14 protein-coding genes are annotated in these 19,045 nt (G+C 65.8%); 5 read left to right on the top strand and 9 right to left on the bottom strand.

All coding sequences use genetic code 11. The annotated features are described in order from the left end of the window. Nucleotides 1-37: 37 nt before the first annotated feature. The 4 genes from JOD47_RS02305 to JOD47_RS02320 form a co-directional block, all read right to left on the bottom strand. The gene (locus tag JOD47_RS02305) at nt 38-4,159 is read right to left on the bottom strand and encodes a DUF4011 domain-containing protein (RefSeq protein WP_204531545.1); all 4,122 of its coding nucleotides are present in this window, start codon (nt 4,157-4,159) and stop codon (nt 38-40) included. Between the two features lie 120 nt (nt 4,160-4,279). Beyond that, nucleotides 4,280-5,866 (bottom strand): glutamine-hydrolyzing GMP synthase, encoded by a 1,587-nt coding sequence (gene guaA / locus JOD47_RS02310; protein ID WP_204531546.1) that lies wholly within the window; start codon nt 5,864-5,866, stop codon nt 4,280-4,282. Nucleotides 5,867-5,911: 45 nt separating this feature from the next. Then, nucleotides 5,912-6,376 carry a DUF3817 domain-containing protein gene (locus JOD47_RS02315; protein WP_204531547.1) on the bottom strand — a complete coding sequence of 155 codons (465 nt, stop codon included), beginning with the start codon at nt 6,374-6,376 and terminating at the stop codon, nt 5,912-5,914. Then, complete coding sequence (locus tag JOD47_RS02320; protein WP_204531549.1) at nt 6,373-7,197, bottom strand: SURF1 family protein; 825 nt, start codon at nt 7,195-7,197, stop codon at nt 6,373-6,375. The genes JOD47_RS02315 and JOD47_RS02320 overlap by 4 nt, the downstream gene beginning before the upstream one ends. A 131-nt stretch (nt 7,198-7,328) precedes the next feature. On the opposite strand from JOD47_RS02320, the gene JOD47_RS02325 reads away from it, so the two are divergent. Together JOD47_RS02325 and JOD47_RS02330 are read left to right on the top strand one after the other, a co-directional pair. Next, on the top strand, nt 7,329-9,047 hold the full coding sequence (locus tag JOD47_RS02325; RefSeq protein WP_204531551.1) for an ABC transporter transmembrane domain-containing protein: 1,719 nt from the start codon (nt 7,329-7,331) through the stop codon (nt 9,045-9,047). Further along, a complete protein-coding gene (locus JOD47_RS02330; RefSeq protein WP_307836181.1) occupies nt 9,040-10,827 on the top strand; it encodes an ABC transporter ATP-binding protein in 1,788 nt (595 codons plus the stop codon). The genes JOD47_RS02325 and JOD47_RS02330 overlap by 8 nt, the downstream gene beginning before the upstream one ends. Nucleotides 10,828-10,916: 89 nt before the next feature. Here the strand turns inward: JOD47_RS02330 and JOD47_RS02335 are convergent, their stop codons facing one another. From JOD47_RS02335 to JOD47_RS02345, 3 genes are all read right to left on the bottom strand, one after another. Continuing rightward, nucleotides 10,917-11,402 (bottom strand): PTS sugar transporter subunit IIA, encoded by a 486-nt coding sequence (locus JOD47_RS02335; protein ID WP_204531553.1) that lies wholly within the window; start codon nt 11,400-11,402, stop codon nt 10,917-10,919. A gap of 86 nt (nt 11,403-11,488) precedes the next feature. After that, on the bottom strand, nt 11,489-13,213 hold the full coding sequence (locus JOD47_RS02340) for a glycerol-3-phosphate dehydrogenase/oxidase (protein WP_204531555.1): 1,725 nt from the start codon (nt 13,211-13,213) through the stop codon (nt 11,489-11,491). A gap of 50 nt (nt 13,214-13,263) precedes the next feature. Then, a complete protein-coding gene (locus JOD47_RS02345) occupies nt 13,264-14,403 on the bottom strand; it encodes a GuaB3 family IMP dehydrogenase-related protein (protein ID WP_204531557.1) in 1,140 nt (379 codons plus the stop codon). A gap of 70 nt (nt 14,404-14,473) precedes the next feature. On the opposite strand from JOD47_RS02345, the gene JOD47_RS02350 reads away from it, so the two are divergent. From JOD47_RS02350 to JOD47_RS02360, 3 genes are read left to right on the top strand one after another with little or no spacing between them, the layout of a single operon-like run. Next, the gene (locus JOD47_RS02350; protein ID WP_204531561.1) at nt 14,474-15,361 is read left to right on the top strand and encodes a hypothetical protein; all 888 of its coding nucleotides are present in this window, start codon (nt 14,474-14,476) and stop codon (nt 15,359-15,361) included. A gap of 49 nt (nt 15,362-15,410) precedes the next feature. Next, nucleotides 15,411-16,082 (top strand): hypothetical protein, encoded by a 672-nt coding sequence (locus JOD47_RS02355; protein ID WP_204531562.1) that lies wholly within the window; start codon nt 15,411-15,413, stop codon nt 16,080-16,082. After that, complete coding sequence (locus tag JOD47_RS02360) at nt 16,079-16,699, top strand: hypothetical protein (protein WP_204531563.1); 621 nt, start codon at nt 16,079-16,081, stop codon at nt 16,697-16,699. Before JOD47_RS02355 ends, JOD47_RS02360 begins: the two co-directional genes overlap by 4 nt. 11 nt (nt 16,700-16,710) lie before the next feature. On the opposite strand, the gene guaB is transcribed toward JOD47_RS02360, so the two are convergent. Together guaB and JOD47_RS02370 are read right to left on the bottom strand one after the other, a co-directional pair. Continuing rightward, complete coding sequence (gene guaB / locus JOD47_RS02365; protein ID WP_372432839.1) at nt 16,711-18,216, bottom strand: IMP dehydrogenase; 1,506 nt, start codon at nt 18,214-18,216, stop codon at nt 16,711-16,713. Between the two features lie 119 nt (nt 18,217-18,335). After that, nucleotides 18,336-18,995, bottom strand: coding sequence for a response regulator transcription factor (locus tag JOD47_RS02370; RefSeq protein WP_204531571.1), 660 nt, complete (start codon nt 18,993-18,995; stop codon nt 18,336-18,338). Nucleotides 18,996-19,045 lie beyond the last annotated feature (50 nt).

A 19,045-nucleotide genomic window follows, 5' to 3' on the forward strand; every position in this document is an offset into this window, starting at 1 on the left:
GAATAGTCGCCGCGGTCCGAGCCCCGCGAGCAGGCCGCTAACTCCAGTGCGGAGGTTTCTGCTCCTTCAGCCACTCGTCATGGTTGCCGTCGTCGTCATTCCACGAGCGTGGATCATCCTCACCGGCGCGCTGCGGGATAACGTCTCCGTGCGGTGCGGTACTCGTTGTTGCCTCGGAACTCGGCTGGGCTGAGGGCGACGCGCCGGTGGCTGGCTGCGCGGTCCCGGAAGCGTTGGCGGGCTCGTCCTTGGCCGCGTGTTCAGCCTTGCGGACCGCTGCGTCACCGACAGCTGCGTCGCTATTGTCCTTGGACGGGTTGCTGTCGGCTCCGGTCCCCGTGGCCTCTCCGATTTCCATTGACTCCCCGTTTGCTGGCGGTGGCTCCTGTGCTGACCGGCGTGGGCGCTGACGGGCAGCCTGCTCCAGACCAAGATATCCCGAGACACGGTCCGCGCAGCCTTCCGGGTCAGTGAACACCTCGATGGTCCACAGCGGCAGGTAGCGCCAGCCCATCCGCTCGAGAAGCTGCGGCCGGAGCCGGCTTCTTTCCCTCACCGTCATGCCCCGGTAGCGGTCGGAGCCATCGGACTCGATGGCAACGGGTGGAACGAAAGGCGCAGCAGAATCGTCGCTGGTTGCAGCATCCGCACCGGGTGCTGCAACGATGTCCAGGACCCCTCCGTGATTGCTGCGGACGGAGGCGCCGCGGTGACGCAACCGTTCCACCAGGTCCGCAACCAGCGGGTCTTCATTGGCTGCTTCCACCGGGACTGCGCGGCCCTGCTCCCGGTCCTCACTGAGTTCCCGACGCAGGAGTTCGTAGAAGTCGAGTGCGCCGTGTCCCAACCGTTCAGGATCCAGATCCTCGGGGCGGAAGCATGTGAGAACGTGCAACCGGTAGCGGGCACGGGTCATCGCGGCGACGAACTTGCCGCGGCCGCCCGGCGCCGAGAGCGGCCCGAAATTGTGCAGCGCACGCCCGTGCGGCGTCCGGCCGAAGCCCAGCGAGAAGATGACGGCGTCCCGGGTGAGGCCGGCTGCCCGATCAATCGGGACAACACGGAAGGACTCATTGCCGGGTAGGAAGAAGTCAGTTGCCCAGGGAGCGTCAGCCATGGAAAGCCGGACAGCCTCGCCAACCCGCTGGGCGTGCCGTGCGCTTGCAGTGACCACCGCGAGGGAATAGCTCGGCCGCTTACGTATGTGTTCGAAGACCAGGTCCACAACCCGGGTCACTTCGGCTGCAACGCTTTCCACGCCGTCGTGATCCGAGCTCGGCATGCCGGTTCCGTCAGGAAGGTACTCGACGGTGAACGCGCGTTCCATCGCGGTGACTTCAGCGGCAGAGGGCAGGCGGGTCAGCTCATTGTCGTAGAAACGTTCGCTGAGGAAAGTCGCCAGATCCTTGTCCACGCCCCGGTAGACGTCCCGGAGCGTCAGTGACGGGAGAACTGCCGCCAGCGCCCGGTAAGCGCTCGGAAGGTGCTCAGTCGTGTTACGGCGCTCGTCCTCGACCGACACCGTGAAGCTGCGCGGACCGCCGAGGCGATCATCGCCGAAGGCGATGACCTGACGCGAGCGCGCCAGAGCGGGAACCACCGACTGCAGGGAGATCGATTCGGCGTCAAGCACGATGACGGCGTCGAATGTCTTGCCCTGCGGCAAGACCAACGGCAAAACCAGCGGGCTGGCCGCCCAGACCGGCATCAGCGCGGTGACAAGTTCGTCCGCCTGGCCGCTGAGGGCATCCAGCCCGGGTTCGCTCTCCCGCAGCAGGGCGCGGAGCTGATCGGCTTCGGCAGGCATGGTTTCCAGAGCCGCCCGCCACCGCTCGGCGAGGGCCCACCGGATCCGGCCGGCGCCGGAGGCGACATGCGCGTTGTCTGCTAGCCGGTACTCGGCTTCGAGCGTGCGGAGGCTGGCCCCGTCGGACATGGCCAGGTAGTCATCTCCGCTGATCATCGCCTCGAGAGCTGACTGCCACCAGGCCAGCTCAAGTTCCGCCCCTACCTGGCGGGGACCGACTTCACGCGCTGCAAGGTCATCGAGCAGCTCACCCAGGCCGTTGTCCCGCATCTCATCGAGTAGCAGGGTGCGCTCAGGAAGCGTCGCGAGGCTCTGCCTGTCACGGGCGAGGTCGGAGAGGCGGGTTGCCAGCTCGCCCAGCGGCATCGCGGAAAGCTGCGGTTCGCCGGCGGTTCCGGCCAGGGTGGCTGTGAGTTCATGAAGTTTGGAATCGATGGCCCGGTAGAAGCTGTTGATCTCCGCCAGTCCGGTCGGCACTGCGGGGTGTCGTTCCGTGGTCGCGTACTTCGTCCACAGTGTGCGCTGTTCCTGCACCTCCACGAGGGACTGGTGCAGGTCTGCAATATGAACGCCGGGGCGAACGTACTCCTTGGCGACCCGGCGCAGGCGCGACCGCGTCATTGAACTCATCTCGATGGTCCGCTCCCGCCGCCAGGACGAGGACGCCGTCGCCGAGATGAGGTCGGTGACCGGCCGGTCGAAGATGTCAGGCGTGAACTTGTCGAGGCTGGCGCGCACGGCAACCAGCAGATCAAGCTGCCCGCCCCACTCCTCGAACGTGGTTCCCAGTTCAATGTGCGAGTGCGCCGCAACCGCCCCAACCTTCTCACGCAGCAGCGGAATATCCCGGGCCAGGTCCACCGCGAGGCTATGGGCGTGCTCGGTTTCCTTGCGGTTGCGCAGCTTCGCCCCGTACCAGGGGCTCTGGGTTGCCTCCTTGCTGAAGCCGCCCAACTCGGCGGCACGGCGGAGCCGCGTGGTCAGTTCCGTGCGGTTCGGAATGCTGTCCATGACGCTGCGCTTCAACCGCACGGTGGTGGCCGGCGCAGGGTTCAGTGATGTCAGTTCGGCGAGGGACTGCATCGCCTGGTAGGGCGAGCACCCCCAGCGCGAACGGACGTTGTGCAGCGAGCGGACGTGGTCGAGCAGTTTGTGCCGGTGGGAAACGAGTGTTTCATGCAGGGAGGCGAGCTTCGGCTGCACTGCCTTCTCGTTGCGGACGATGGCCCGAACCAGCTGATCCTTCAGCTGTGCGGAGTTGCTGTTGGCGTTCAGTTGCAGCACGAGTGAGCCAAGGTTCACTGCATCGAGTTCCCGGACGAACTGGTTCAGGGTCCCGCGGCGCTCGGCGACCACGAGCACGCTCTTGCCCTGCTCCGCCAGGGCGGCGGCCGCGTTCAGCGCCGTTTGCGTCTGGCCTGTTCCGGGAGGTGCGGATACAACCACTGAACCGCCGGCGCTGACGGCGTCAAGGACCCGCTGCTGCCCGGGGTCCGCATCGAGGATCAGGAACTCGGTGGACGGGTGCCTGTCATCCAACGGCATATCCCGCGACGCCACGTCAGCACCCGAGGGGGCATCGATGCCCTCCCGTGCAGCGTCCATGAGCGCTGACAGCAACGGATGCTCCGGGCGGACGGCTGAGTCCGCTCCAACATCGGCGAGGTCAGCAAAGGTCGACACCAGGATGTGGTGCTCGACGGTCATACCGCGCACGTTGTCAGTCAACGCACGGAGGCGGTCGAGCACGGGATGCGGATCGAACCGGGCCGTGCTGTAGGCAAGCTGCGCGACGGCGTCGGCGTCGAAGTCGATCCCGTGGTCTGCCTGCAGCGTTCGCACCAGCGCCGGGTTGAGCCGTGCCTGCTCTGTGAGCTGGAGTTCGTAGTCGTCCTGGGAGCCGTGGACAGTCAATGCAACGGAGGTGAGCAGGACCGGTGCGGTCAGTGAGTCCGTGCGGCCGCCGTCGTCCATGGTCCGCCAGGAAGCGGTGCCCGCAGCAAGGTAGCCGACATCGATTCCGCGTTCAGTGGCGAGTTCATACACCTTGGCGCGCAGCAGCCGCGCGGCCTTCATGGCTGCGGCGTACTGGTCGGGATCACGCAGCAGGGTGGACAGGCGCGTGCGGCGGCCGGCCAGAAGCTGCGCAAGGCCGGACGGATGCGCGTGCGTGAGATCGATGCTGTTGGAGCGCGACGGCGTGAAATGCAGCAGCGTATCTGTTCCCGCGTGCGGACCCAGCCTGCGAAGCCACGGAATCAGGAAATCCTCGGCGGAGTCCCCGGCATCCTGCACTGGCACGGTTGTCCTCTTCCCTGCGGCCTCACGGCCTGATCTTGACCAGATAGGCATGTCTTACAAGCTAGCCGACGCTGCCCCACGGAAGCTGCAAGCAACGCGGACCGGCGTCGGATTTTCACCCAGTGATCTGCTGTTCGTCCTCCGCCGCCGGCAACGGCTGCCGGCGGAGCGCTACTCCCACTCGATGGTTCCCGGCGGCTTGCTGGTGACGTCGAGGACCACGCGGTTGACGCCGTCGACCTCGTTGGTGATGCGGTTGGAGATCCGTGCCAGAAGCTCATACGGCAGCCGGGACCAGTCAGCGGTCATGGCGTCTTCGCTGGATACCGGACGCAGCACGATCGGGTGCCCGTAAGTGCGTCCGTCGCCCTGAACGCCGACGCTGCGCACATCGGCCAGCAGGACCACAGGCATCTGCCAGACCTCGTTGTCGAGGCCTGCCGCCGTGAGTTCGGCACGGGCGATGGCGTCTGCCTTGCGGAGCAGTTCGAGACGTTCAGCGTTGACGGAGCCGACAATGCGGATTCCGAGACCCGGGCCGGGGAACGGTTGGCGCCCGACGATTTCCGCCGGAAGGCCCAACTGGGCGCCGACTGCGCGTACCTCGTCCTTGAACAGGGTGCGCAGCGGCTCGACGAGCTCGAACTGCAGGTCCTCCGGGAGCCCGCCCACGTTGTGGTGGCTCTTGATGTTGGCTGCGCCCTCGCCACCGCCGGATTCGACGACGTCCGGATACAGCGTGCCCTGCACGAGGAACCGGATCTTCTCGCCGTGAGCTTCGGCGTCAGCCATGATGGCCCGTTCGGCTTCCTCGAAGGCGCGGATGAACTCCCGCCCGATGATCTTGCGCTTGGTTTCAGGGTCTTCGACGCCCTCAAGGGCATCAAGGAACCGCTTCTCCTCGTTCGCGATGTAGAGGTTGACGCCGGTAGCAGCAACGAAATCCCGTTCCACCTGTTCGGCTTCACCCTCGCGGAGCAGTCCGTGGTCAACGAAGACGCAGGTGAGCTGATCGCCCACCGCACGCTGCACCAGGGCCGCAGCGACGGCGGAGTCCACGCCGCCTGACAGCCCGCAGATCACGCGCGCGTCCCCCACCTGCTGGCGGATGCGTTCGACCTGTTCCTCGACGATGTTGCCGGTGGTCCAGTTGGGATGCAGGCGGGCGCCCTTGAACAGGAAGTTTTCCAGTACCTGCTGCCCGTGCGCCGAATGCTTGACCTCGGGATGCCATTGCACACCGTAGAGCTGCTTGCCCTCGTGGGCGAACGCGGCTACGGGCGCACCGGCTGTGCTGGCCAGGACCTCAAAGCCGGCCGGGGCGGCCTGGACGGAGTCACCGTGGCTCATCCAGGCATTCTGGTGGTCCGGGGTTCCCTCGAGGATGGACCGGGCACCGGGGGAAACGGCGACGTCAGTGGATCCGTATTCACGCAGGCCTGTTTTCGCGACCGTACCGCCAAGCGCAGATGCCATGGCCTGGAAGCCGTAGCAGATGCCGAGGACGGGGACGCCTGCGTCGAAGAGTTCAGGATCCACGCGCGGCGCGCCTTCGGCATACACGCTGGAAGGACCGCCGGAGAGGATGATCGCCACCGGGTTGCGTGCGAGCATCTCCTGGGTGCTGATCGTGTGCGGAACGATCTCGGAGTAGACGTCCGCTTCCCGAACGCGGCGGGCGATCAGCTGGGCGTACTGGGCGCCGTAATCGACGACGAGTACCGGCTGGTGTTCTGGAGCAGAAGCGGGCGTAGTCACGCGTCAACAATAGTGGTAGCGCGGGTGAGGCTGCACATCATTGAGTCAGTACCGGGCCTTCGCTTCGGGATGGGCCGCGAGTTCTTCCTCCACGCGGCGGTGGACGCGCTTCTCCACGATGAAGGAGAGCAGCGGGACCACGCCGCCCAGGGCAATGATCACGAACTGGGAGAACGGCCAGCGCATGAACTGCCAGAGCCGGAAATCAGCGATCAGGTACACCACGTACAGCCAGCCATGGACGATGAGCACGGCGGTTGACAGGTTGAACCCACCCGCGCCGTCCACCTGTGCCTCGTCAACCAGACCGAGTGCGCCGGCCGACCCTCCGGCGATGATTTCCGCACCGAAGCCGTACTTCGCAATCATCTCCACCACGACGAGCAGCAGCATGACGCCGGTCGCGTAGGCCAGCACCTTGTAGAAGCTGAGCGCCGATCGGATCTGGGCGTGTGTTCCCCCGAAGCGGCGTTTACCGGTGGGGCTCTTTGCTGGTGCGGAGTCGGTCACGTTCTTACCTCGTCGGTTGTGGGTTCGGTCTGTTGTGGGGAGTGCAGATCGGCCGTGATGTCCTGATCCTGTTCCTCTTCCAGCGTGCGGCGGTGATCGTCGGCAACGAGCCGCCACCAGAGGAAGAAGGCAAATCCGGCGAAGACGAACCACTCCACGGCATAGAAGATGTTGAGCCAGTTGAGCGGCGTCTCCTGCGGCTGCGGACCTATTTCCACTGCCTCCAGCGGCGCCTCAGGCTGGACGGTGCTGCCGTCCAGAACGGTCTCGAAGGAGACAACGAATCCGGAATACACCAGGGGTACATCCCACACGTTGATGAGCTGCGCAACGGACAGGGTGGGAACCTGCCCGGGAACGGGCAGCTGAACCGCTGGGGCTTCCGTTGGGAGCAGCCTTCCTTCCACGACGGCCGCACCCGCGCGCTCGGGCACCTCTGATGCGGCTTCAGCCTCAGGGACCCAGCCGTGAACCACGGGCAGGACGGCTGCGGGCCGGCCGGACCCGGCCACCTCGAATGCGGAGACCACCCACAGGCCGTCGCGGTCACCCTGCAGACGCGTCTGCACCAGAACCCGGGTGTCCGGCAGGAAGCGGCCTTCCATCCTGACCATCTGGTCTGCGACGCCGGCAGTCATGGGGATGCCCGGCTGAAAGACCTCGGGAAGGGGCTGGATCTGCTCGGTGGTACTGGGAGGAGGTGGGGCGGAATCCTGCGAGCGCGAGAACTGCCACTGACTCAGGAGGACGAAAAGCGCGGCAATAGCCATGGCGAGGATCAGCGAAAGGATCCATCGCGGCTTGAGCGCGGTTTTCAACACCCCTTAACGGTACTTCGTGCCGTTGGAAGCGAACGAATTGCGGCCCCCTCCAGGAGACGGAGATCACTCCCCCAAAAAGTGATTGGGAATCATCTATCACTTTGCGGGATTTGCTACTACGATTGTTTCTCGTGCGCTCGTACCCCTACCCCGATCCAGGCCGCCCTGACCTCAGGTCGCCGTCCCGCTATCTGTTGTGGCTCGCGTCCAGACAGAAAGGCACCCTGGCTGCCGCCGTCGTGCTGGAAACGCTCCTCATGGTGGCGCAGGCAGTTGTTCCCTTCGCACTGGGCCGCGCCATCGATCAGGGAATCATCGGCCGCAGCTGGGACGCGCTGCTGTGGTGGGTCCTCATCCTCGTTGCCCTCACCGTGGGGCAGGCGTTCGCGGGCATGCTGGCGCACCGCGCGGCGATCAGCAACTGGATGCAGGCGGCCTTCAAGTCGATCCGTCTCGTGGGCTACAAGATCACCCGCACGGGTGACGCACTGCCGCAGAAGCTTTCAACCGGCGAGGTGGTGTCCACGGCGGCGTCCGATGCTACCCGCCTGGGCGAGATCTTCTACGTCGCCGCCCGCCTCGCGGGTGCGCTGGTTTCCTGGCTCGTGGTGTGCGCGCTCATTGCGCTGAGTTCGGTCATGCTCGCGGTTGTTGTGCTGATCGGTGTTCCGGCGTGCTGCGCGCTGCTCCTGTTTGTGGTGCGTCCGTTGCAGGCCCGTCAGCGCGAACAGCGTGATGCTTCGGGGAAGATGACCGCCGTCGGCGCCGACACTGTCGCCGGCCTTCGCGTGCTGCGCGGGATCGGCGGGGAGCACATCTTCGTCAACCGGTACCGTGAGCGGTCAGCGGAAACGCGCGACGCCGGCATCAAGGTTGCGCGCTCGCTAGCCACACTGGAAGCCTCCCAGGTCTTCATCGCCGGTGCCTTCAGTGTGGTCTTCACCTGGGTGGGTGCCACCCTGGTGCTGAACGGCGAGGTAGAACCCGGCCAGCTGGTGGCGTTGTTTGGCTATTCCGTCTTCCTGATGACCCCCATCCGAAGTGCCGCCGACGGGGTCTCACACTCGATCCGGGCGCTCGTGGGAGCCCGCAAGATCATCAACGTGCTGTCCGTTGACGCGAACATCACTGACAACGCCACCGCCACCGCACCTGCCGGTACCGCTCCGCTCGTGGATACCTCAAGCGGTGTGGCGCTCCAGCCCGGCGGACTGACCGCACTGGTCTCAGCTGACCCCGCTACGTCGGCGGACCTCGCCACCCGGCTGGGCCGCTTCGATGACGCGGTACTCCGGGAAGCTGTGGTTCGGTGGGGTGAGGCCGCCCTGCACGAGGTTCCCCTCGATGACGTCCGGCGCCGGATTGTGGTGAGCGAAGCCAACCCGCAGCTGTTCACCGGCACCCTGCGCAGCCAGCTCGACCCGCACGGGCGGCACAGTGACGCGGAGATCCTTGCCGCGCTTGAAGCCGCCAGCGCACTGGATATTCTCGACGGCCTTGAAGCGGCCCTGGATTCCGAGGTCACCGAACGGGGACGCGGGTTCTCGGGCGGTCAGCGCCAGCGCCTGGTCCTTGCCCGGGCGCTGCTGACAGACGCCGAGACCCTCGTGCTCATCGAGCCGACCAGCGCAGTCGATGCACATACCGAATCCCGGATCGCCGAGCGGCTGGGACGGGCGCGGAGCAGTGAAGGCGGTACCACCGTCGTCGTGACTGCCAGCCCGCTGATGCTCGGTGCCATGGACCATGTTGTCTTCCTCGAAGATGGCCGCCTGAGCGCGCAAGGAACGCATCAGGAACTGATGTCGGCCGTCCCTGCCTACCGAAATGTGGTGATCCGCAGTGAGTGATACCCAGATATCAGAGCCGACGACCGATCCGGCTGCAGCTGTATCGACGAAGCTGCCGGTTGCTGATGCGCGCGCCGTGAAGGCGGAATCACTGCGCCTGATCCGCCACCACCGGGGCGGGCTGGCCAGGGTTGTGCTGCTCTACGTCGGCTCGGCAGCTGCCGGACTGGTGGGACCGTTCATCCTCGGCCAGGTTGTCGACGCCGTGGTAGCGGGCACCACCAGCGGGTTCATTGCCGCCATGTCGCTGCTGATGCTGGGGTTCCTGGTGGTCCAGGCGGTTTTGCGCAAGCTCGCTGTCCGGGCCGGCATGATCTTCGGTGAAACGGTGTTCGCTGAACTGCGTGAGGACTTCATGGCGCAGGTCACCTCACTGCCGCTGTCCACGGTGGAAAAGGCCGGCACGGGCGACCTAGTCTCCCGCACCACCAACGATGTCGAGTCCGTCTCCCACACCGTCCGCTTCGGCGTGCCGCAGGTGGTGGTCTCGGTGGTGACCATCATCATCACGCTGGCCGCGGCGATCCTCACCTCTCCCCTGCTTTCGCTTGCCCTCCTGGTAGGTGTTCCCCTGCTGTATCCGGCCACCCGCTGGTATCTCAAGCGCAGCTCCGCCGGTTACAAGGCCGAGCGGGAGAGCTACGCGGTGGTGAACGGAGCCATCACCGAGACCATCGAGGGTGCACGCACGGTTGATGCGCTGGGCCTCGGAGGACTGCGCCGCAAGCGGATGGATGAGTCGCTCTCCGGCAGTTTCGCCGCCGAGCGCTACACGCTGTGGCTGCGGTCGGTGCTGTTTCCGGCTGCGGACACCGCATTCTGGCTCCCGGTGGCCGGTGTGCTGCTGTGGGGCGGCTGGCTTGCTTCGACGGACCTGGTCACTCCGGGAGCGGTCGCTACGGTGGCACTGTTCGCCGTCCGCCTGATCGACCCGGTGGACCTGCTCATCATGTGGACGGATGAGATCCAGGTGGGCGCGGCGTCACTGGCCCGCATCATCGGGATCAAGAACGTCCCGGCGGACCGGACTGCGACCGACGTCCAGCCTTCGTCCGATGACATCACGGTCTCCGCCGCCCGCTACGCTTACCGGCCGGGCCACGATGTGCTGCACGGCGTCGACCTTCAGCTGCGGCGGGGTGAGCGCCTCGCGATGGTGGGACCGTCCGGTGCCGGCAAATCGACGCTTGGACGGTTGATCGCGGGCATCCATCCACCCACCGGCGGATCGGTGACGGTGGGAGGGGTGCCGCTGGTGGATCGCCCGCTCGATGCGCTGCGCCGCGAGGTTGCCCTGGTGACGCAGGAGCATCACGTGTTCGTGGGCTCCCTCGCCGACAACATCCGGCTCGGTAAGGCGGACGCGACATCCGCCGAGATTGAAAAGGCACTGGACGACGTCGGTGCGCTGGGTTGGGCGCGCGCCCTGCCTGAGGGGCTGGAAACGGAGGTTGGCTCAGGTGCGTACGAAGTGACCCCTGCCCAGGCGCAGGAAGTCGCCCTGGCCCGGCTTGTCCTGGCCGATCCGCACACGCTGGTGCTCGATGAGGCGACGTCGCTGATCGATCCGCAGGCAGCACGGGATTTGGAGCGTTCACTCAGCGCGGTACTGGAGGGGCGCACGGTTGTGGCAATTGCGCACCGCCTGCATACAGCTCACGACGCCGACCGCGTGGCCGTCGTGGAGAACGGCAACATCACCGAACTCGGCTCCCATGACGAACTGCTTGCACTCGGCGGCTCGTACGCGTCGCTGTGGCGGTCGTGGCGGACGGAGTAAACCCGGAAGGCAAACCCGGAAGTTTTGCGCAGCTCCGGTGGGCTCCGACGGCGTCGAAGTCGCCGGAGCTGCGCAAAACTTCCCAGGTACTAGTGGTCGAAGAACACCAGCGATGAATTGATGAGTTCGCTGATCACCTCGGCGTCATGCGCACGGCGCAGCGACTCCCGAAAATTCTCCTTGAACAGGGAACGGGCCAGCGTTGCGAGGACCTCAAGGTGCTCGGAGAAGGACTCGGCGGGTGTCGCGATCAGGAGCACCAGTGTTGCGGGGCCGTCCTGGGCGCCGAAATCGAGGCTGTGGCCGTACCGCGTGACACCGACGGCGATTGACGTCTGCTCGACGAACTCACTCCTGGCGTGGGGCACCCCCACGCCTCCCGGCAGGCCGGTGGCCATCTGGTGCTCGCGGGAGTTGACCTGCGCAAGGAAGCCCTCAAGGTCTGTAATGCGCCCCGCCTGGTGCAGGCGGGCAGCCAGCTGGGCAGCGGCGTCGGACTTGTCCTCAGCCACCATGTCGAGGATTACCAGCTGTGGTGTGGTCAGTTCGGCGTCATGCAGGTCGAGGGGTGTCACAACCGGCCTCTCACGGGAGAATCGGGAACGTGTGCGGAGGACGGGTGCGCCGGGCGCCTCTGCCTGACCGGTGCACCGATCCGGCTCTAGCTTAGCGGCACGATGTCTTCGACTCCCATGCGTGCGCTGTCGGCTGACACGTCATCGGGCTGCTGTTGACTGAGTCTTTCAGCTTCCACCCGGGCGAGGTAGTGCTTAACCTCACGGTCAATCTGCGCGTCGCTCCAGTTGAGGTGCGGTGCCATGAGATTTGCCACGACTGGAGCCGCCGAAACGCCGCGGTCCCAGGACTCGATCGAGATGCGGGTGCGGCGGGTCAGCACGTCATCGACGTGGCGGGCGTCCTCGTGCGTGGCGGCGAACACAACCTCGGCACGCAGGTAGTCGTCAGCGCCGGGAAGCGGCTCTGCGAGCGAAGCGTCCCCGCGGATCAGGGCAAGCACCAGCTCGGCATCGGTGCCATACCGCTGCAGCAGATGCTCGACGCGGGCAACATGGACTCCGGCGTCCTCGGCCATGCGGGCGCGCTTGTTCCAGGCTGCCCTGTAACCCTCGGCGCCGAGCAGCGGAACGGTCTCGGTACAGCTGGCCGGGACCCGCTCGTCGAGGGCGCGCGAAGCTTCATCCACGGCGTCCTTGGCCATCACGCGGTAGGTTGTCCACTTGCCGCCGGCGACAACGACCAGCCCCGGAACGGGGTGGGCGACCACATGTTCGCGGGAGAGCTTGGCCGTGGAGTCGTTCTCCCCGGCCAGCAATGGACGCAGGCCGGCGTAGACGCCCTCCACATCCTCACGCGTGAGCGGCCGCTTCACCACCTTGTTCACGTGCTCAAGGATGTAGTCGATGTCCGACGACGACGCTGCGGGATGCGCCTTGTCCAGGTCCCAGTCGGTGTCCGTGGTGCCGATTATCCAGTGCCGTCCCCAGGGAATGACGAACAGGACGGACTTCTCGGTACGCAGGATGAGCCCTACGGTGGACTGGAAACGGTCCCGCGGCACCACGAGGTGGATGCCCTTCGATGCCCGGACCTTCAATTGGCCGCGGTCCGTGACCATGGCCTGGGTTTCATCCGTCCAGACGCCGGTAGCGTTGACAACCTGTTTGGCGCGGATGCTGAATTCCTCGCCGGTCTCCTGGTCCTTCACACGTGCGCCGACAACGCGCTCACCTTCCCGCAGGAAGTTCTCGACCGAGACCCGGTTTGCTGCCTTGGCTCCGTAGGATGCCGCGGTGCGCATCATATTGACGACGTAGCGCGCGTCATCCACCTGGGCGTCGTAGTAGCGGATTGACCCCACCATGGCGTCATCCTTGAGGCTGGGGGCGGCCCGGAGGGTACCCCTGCGCGTGAGGTGCTTATGCATGGGGACGCCCCGGGAGTTGCCGGAAGTCATTCCCATCGTGTCGTAGAGCAGGATGCCCGCGCCCACATACGGCCGCTCAACGAAGCGCTTGGTCAGCGGATACAGGAACGGCACCGGCCGGACGAGGTGCGGTGCGATCCGCTGGATCAGCAGTCCGCGTTCCTTGAGTGCCTCCTGTACGAGGGCAAAATCCAGCATCTCGAGGTAGCGCAGTCCGCCGTGGATCAGCTTCGATGAACGCGAGGATGTGCCCGCAGCCCAGTCCCGTGCCTCAACGATCCCGACGTCAAGACCCCTCGTCACCGCATCCAGGGCAGAACCGACGCCGACGACGCCGCCTCCCACGATCAGGATGTCCAGTTCCTTGCCGGGTTGGTTGGTGGACTTCAGAGCGGCAAGTGCATCTTCACGCTGCTGGGGGCTGAGGGCGCCTTTGGTCATGGCCGTGATCCACCTTCATCGTTGCGGACTGGTCCCCCAACCTTAGGCAATCAGCCGTTGGAAAGGTAGGGCGAGAGGACTACCTCCACCCGCTGGAATTCCTTCAGGTCCGAGTACCCGGTGGTTGCCATGGCGCGGCGCAGGGCACCGACCATGTTCGAGGTGCCGTTGGTGTGGTGCGAGGGCCCCCAGAGCACTTCCTCAAGCGGCCCCACCGTGCCGACGTTCACCCGGTCTCCGCGGGGAAGTTCGCTGTGGTGCGCTTCCTGCCCCCAGTGCCATCCCTTGCCGGGGGCTTCCTCTGCACGCGCGAGTGCTGAGCCGAGCATGACGGCGTCCGCACCGACCGCGATGGCCTTCACGATATCCCCGCTGGTGCCCATCCCGCCGTCGGCGATGACGTGGACGTACCGGCCGCCGGATTCATCCAGGTAGTCGCGGCGGGCCGCAGCGACGTCCGAGATGGCCGACGCCATCGGTGAGTGGATGCCGAGGGCGCGCCGCGTCGTCGTCGTTGCTCCACCACCGAAGCCGACCAGCACGCCGGCCGCGCCGGTGCGCATGAGGTGCAGCGCGGGCGTGTAGCCGGCCGCGCCGCCAACAATGACTGGGACATCGAGTTCGTAGATGAACTGCTTGAGATTGAGCGGTTCCTCGTTCTTGGACACGTGTTCGGCCGAGACCGTGGTGCCGCGGATAACGAAGATGTCGACGCCGGCGGCCAGGACAGTCTTGTAGAACTCCTGGGTGCGCTGCGGTGTGAGGGACCCGGCAACGGTCACGCCGGCGTCGCGCATTTCGGCCAGCCGGCTGGTGATCAGTTCAGCCTGGATGGGGGCCTCGTACAGCTCCTGCATGCGGCGGGTGGCTGCGGGACTGAAGTTCCCGGTGGACAGACCCGCGATTTCCTCGAGGACCGGCGTTGGGTCCTCATAGCGGGTCCAGAGGCCTTCGAGATTGAGGACACCGAGCCCGCCCAGCTTGCCCATGGCGATCGCAGTCGCGGGTGACATGGTGGAATCCATGGGCGCGGCGATGACCGGCATCTCGAACTGGTAGGCGTCGATCTGCCATTGCACCGAGACGTCCAGCGGGTCCCGGGTACGGCGGGACGGGACCACCGCAAGGTCATCGAGGGAATATGCCCTGCGTCCGCGCTTGCTTCGGCCGATCTCAATCTCGTAAGTCACCGGTCTAGGTTATCCCAGCGGGGAGACCTGCCCATCGCCCATGTGGGTACCGTTGCGTACAGTCAGAACCATGTCTGGGGAAACAATCGGGGCCAACCCCCAACAGTTGCGCGATCTCGCCCGTTCCATGGGGAGTTCCAGTGCCGCCATTACGACGGCGGACCAAACCATCACTGCGCTGCTGAACGGAATCCCCTGGAACGGGCCGGACGCCGCCCAGTTCCGTACCCGCTGGCACACGTCCGTACGGGTGCAGCTCAACCAGACGGCGGCCATGCTGGAGACGCACTCGCACGCGCTGGCCGATCAGGCCGCCCAGCAGGAACAGACAAGCAACGACGGCGGCGGCGGCGGCTTCGATGGTGTGCCCGCGAGCGCACAGGACGGAAGGGCACCGGGAGAAAGCGCACCGGCTTCCGCGGACAATGACCTCCTCGATCTCTTTGGCAACGGGCTGGGAGATCTGGGTGGATGGCCGCCGTTCCAGATAGCGAACTGGGTCACTTCTGCCGGCGGGTTGGGAGCCGAGCGCCTCCTGAATGCGATGGCGCGGGCGGACCTGCTGACTCCCAACTTCGGCACGGCGCCGGAAGTGGGCTACCTCCGCGGAACGCAGACCCTCAACGCCCTGAACCTGGCCGGCAAGTTCGCCGGCGGGCTCAGCATCATCACCGGGCTGGGTCAGACCTACCAGGGCATCCAGTCAGGGGACGGTCACGTTGTGGCCGACGGTGCAATCACCACCATCCTCGCCGCGGGCAGCCTCACGCCTACGCCGGCTGCTCCGTTCTTTGCGGCGGCCTCACTTGTCTGGGCGGGCGCGCAGTTCCTGTCCGGTGATGTGCCGGTCACCGAACGGATTACCGATTTCGCATCCGATGCGGGTGATGCCATCTCTGATGGCGCTGACGCCATCGCAGACGGAGCGGAAGATGCATGGAACTGGGCCTTCGGCTAGTAGCGTCATTCCAGGACCCCGCTAAACACCCCCGATCCCGGAGAGAGCATTGACCACCACGGATTCGCTGCAACTGACCGAACACGAGATTCTGGCACTGCTTGCCTTCAACGATGGTGAGTCCACTGCGCTGACGCGTGAAATCTTCCGACTCACCCCGCAGGCGGCCAATGAGCAACTGACCAAAGCCGGCATGACGACTCTCCTCGTGCGTGGCCTGGCCGAGATGAACGAGGATGACCTGGTCCTCAAGGGGCCGACAGAGTTTCTTGCCGCCGTCATGGCGACTGCGGCAGAGTGGCTCGAGGTCGCCCTGCTGACGCCTGACCGGAACCACGTCATGTTCGCGGTGGCATCCGCCGGCGGGGTTTTCGTGGCAAACGCCAACGGAAACGGCACACACGGGTTCACTCCCCTGAAGAACGACAGCCCCGTCCTGAAGTTCGGGTTGGATGCGGCCGCGCACTACCTGCGGGGTTCCGGGCCGGAGTCGGTTGAGAGCGGCCCGGATGTGCGCCGTCCGGTTGCCGCGCAGATCAAGCACCACGGCCTGGGCGTGCAGCCGAAGACTGCCAACCTCATGGTCGATCAGTCCGGCACATGGCAGCTGGCCACGGGCGAGGGTGATCAGCTCGTGAAGCGCGAAGTGGACGAGTCCGTTGCGCTGGAGTTATTTGAGAAAGCCCTGGACCTGGATAACGGGACGATCGGTTCCGAGTGAGCCAGGAAGCCCGTCCACTCGACTACTGGATGTCGCCTCAACTCAGTGAGGCAGGAGCTGGCGCCGGCAGCATTCTCAGGCGCATGGCGCTCAACGACGCGCAAAGCCGGGCAACGTTTCTCATGCTGTACTTCTGGTGCGCCTGGCTGGCGCTGGTGGCCCTTGCGCTGGCATTCACCGCGCCCGGTGCGGTTGTCTACGCAGCTGCCGGGGCTGTGCTCACCGGTGGAGCTGCAGGCGTCCTTCATTCACGACGGCGCCGCCGGACCGTTCCTTCATCCCGGCACCCGGCGTCGTCACGGGCCCCGCGCACCGTCCGCGGCGCGTGGACCGGAATCACCCTCGTGGCGGTCGGGTCCTGCGGCCTGATGCTGGCGCTTGCCCTCTCCGGGGATGCGAGCCTCAGCCCGGGGTCCATCGCCGGAGCCGTGCTGGGAGTGTTCTTCCTTATAGCGTTCTTCGCCGGGACGCTCCTCATCCCGGCCTGGCACATCGAGAACGCGGCGCACCTCTTCCGCGCCCGGATCGGGAAGGAGCCCGGCCTGAGGCAGACGCTCGAGGAGATGTCCCGAACCCACCGGGACCCGAACGGCAGAACGCAGTTCGGGCCGCTCTGACGTCCGGCTCGTTACTTCGATCCGTAGTTGGGGGCTTCCACCGTCATCTGGATGTCATGGGGATGCGATTCCTTGAGCCCCGCCGAGGTGATGCGCACAAACTTGCCCTTGGCCTTCAGCTCTTCGATGGTGCGTGCGCCGGTGTAGAACATGGTCTGCCGCAGGCCGCCGACGAGCTGGTAGGCCACGGATGCGAGCGGTCCCCGGTACGCCACGCGCCCCTCGATCCCCTCGGGAATGAGCTTGTCGTCGCCCGTCACGTCCGCCTGGAAGTAGCGGTCCTTGGAGTACGACGTGTTCTTCCCGCGGGTCTGCATGGCACCGAGTGAACCCATGCCGCGGTAGGTCTTGTACTGCTTGCCGTTGACGAAGACCAGCTCACCCGGCGCTTCAGCCGAGCCGGCCAGGAGGGAACCGAGCATGACGGTGTCGGCACCGGCCACCAGGGCCTTGCCGATATCACCGGAATACTGCAGTCCGCCGTCGGCAATCAGCGGAACGCCTGCGGGGATCGCTGCCTTCGCGGACTCGTAGATCGCCGTCACCTGAGGAACACCGACGCCGGCCACTACACGCGTGGTGCAGATGGACCCCGGGCCAACACCCACCTTGATGCCGTCTGCCCCGGCATCGATCAGCGCCTGCGCACCCTCGCGGGTTGCGGCCTGACCGCCGATGATGTCCACATGGGCGGCGGACTTCTCGGCCTTGAGCCGGGCAATCATGTCGAGTACTCCGGCGCTGTGGCCGTTGGCGGTGTCTACGAACAACGCGTCCACACCGGCGTCGACCAGCGCCATGGCGCGTTCCCAGCCGTCACCGAAGAAACCGATGGCTGCCCCCACACGGAGACGGCCGTCGTCGTCCTTTGTGGAGAGCGGATACTGCTCCGCCTTCGTGAAGTCCTTGACGGTGATGAGGCCGCGGAGAATGCCGTCGTCGTCGACCAGCGGAAGCTTCTCGATCTTGTTCTTGCCGAGGAGGCCGATGGCGTCCTCGCCGCTGATGCCCACGTGACCGGTGACCAACGGCATCTGGGTCATCACTTCGCGGACCAGGCGCTTCGGGAACTCGGATTCCGACACGAAGCGGGTGTCGCGGTTGGTGACGATGCCGAGGAGCTTGCCTCCGCCGTCGACCACGGGAAGGCCGGAGACGCGGTAGTGGCCGCAGAGGTCGTCGAGCTCACGCAGGGTGGCGTCAGGTCCGATGGTGACCGGGTTGGTGATCATGCCGGACTCGCTGCGCTTGACGCGATCCACCTGCTCGGCCTGATCCGCGATGGACAGGTTGCGGTGAATGACGCCGAGACCGCCCTGGCGTGCCATGGCGACGGCCATGCGCGCTTCAGTGACGGTGTCCATGGCGGAGGACAGCAGGGGGGTCTGGACGGTGATCCGCCGGGAGACCCGCGAGCTGGTATCTGCTTCTGACGGGATGACGTCCGTGTGCCCGGGAAGCAGCAGGACGTCGTCGTACGTCAGGCCGATGAAGCCGAAGGGGTCATGGTTCGACAGTTCGCTCAACGCGGCGCCTCTTTCGGGGGATGTGGAGGAAGGAACCACCGGCTTCACTTCTGCCGGTTGTGCGGTCTTCTATCGTAAAACGAAAGGAGGGTGCACCCTATTCCGTAGCGTCAGCGTCCGTTCCGGATCCAGCTCAACACAGCAAGCACGCGGCGATGGTCATCCAGGTGGGGCGGGAGGTCCATCTTCGTGAAAATCGACGAGATGTTCTTCTCCACGCCGCCTGCGGAGAGCGTGAGCTGCCGTGCGATGGCCGCGTTGGTGCGGCCCTCTGCCATGAGCTGCAGCACTTCCCGCTCCCGCGGCGTGAGCAAACTCACCGTATTGCCGTCCCTCCGGTTGAACGCCGCCGCCACCACTTCCGGATCCAGCACCATCCCGCCGTCCTTCACCCGGACCAGCGCGTCCATCATGTCTTCCAGCCGTGAGATGCGGTCCTTGAGCAGGTAACCGACTCCACCGGCTCCGACCGCTGACGCCCCCGCCATCAGATCCGACGCGTAGGTCAGCTCCACATACTGCGACAGGACGAGGATGCCGATTCCCGGGTGGCTTTGCCGAATTGCTGCCGCGGCGCGCAAACCTTCATCAGAGAACGACGGCGGCATCCGCACATCGGTGATAACGACGTCGGGCTGGTGGGTTGAGACGGCGGCGGTGAGGGCGTCGCCGTCCTCCACTGCCGCCACCACCTCCGCGCCGCCCTCAGCCAGGAGCCGGATGAGGCCCTCCCGCAGGAGGACGGAATCTTCTGCCAGAACTACTCGCACCTTTGGACTCTACCGCCCGGTTTCCTACGGGTTCGTTCGGTCGGGGCGCC

This window comes from Arthrobacter tumbae (assembly GCF_016907495.1).
GTDB lineage: Bacteria > Actinomycetota > Actinomycetes > Actinomycetales > Micrococcaceae > Arthrobacter_D > Arthrobacter_D tumbae.

Bases quoted from the DNA above. Each gene is read 5' to 3' on its own strand.
- JOD47_RS02340 (WP_204531555.1), bottom strand. From the start codon at position 13,213: ATGACCAAAGGCGCCCTCAGCCCCCAGCAGCGTGAAGATGCACTTGCC.
- JOD47_RS02350 (WP_204531561.1), top strand. From the start codon at position 14,474: ATGTCTGGGGAAACAATCGGGGCCAACCCCCAACAGTTGCGCGATCTC.
- JOD47_RS02305 (WP_204531545.1), bottom strand. From the start codon at position 4,159: ATGCCTATCTGGTCAAGATCAGGCCGTGAGGCCGCAGGGAAGAGGACA.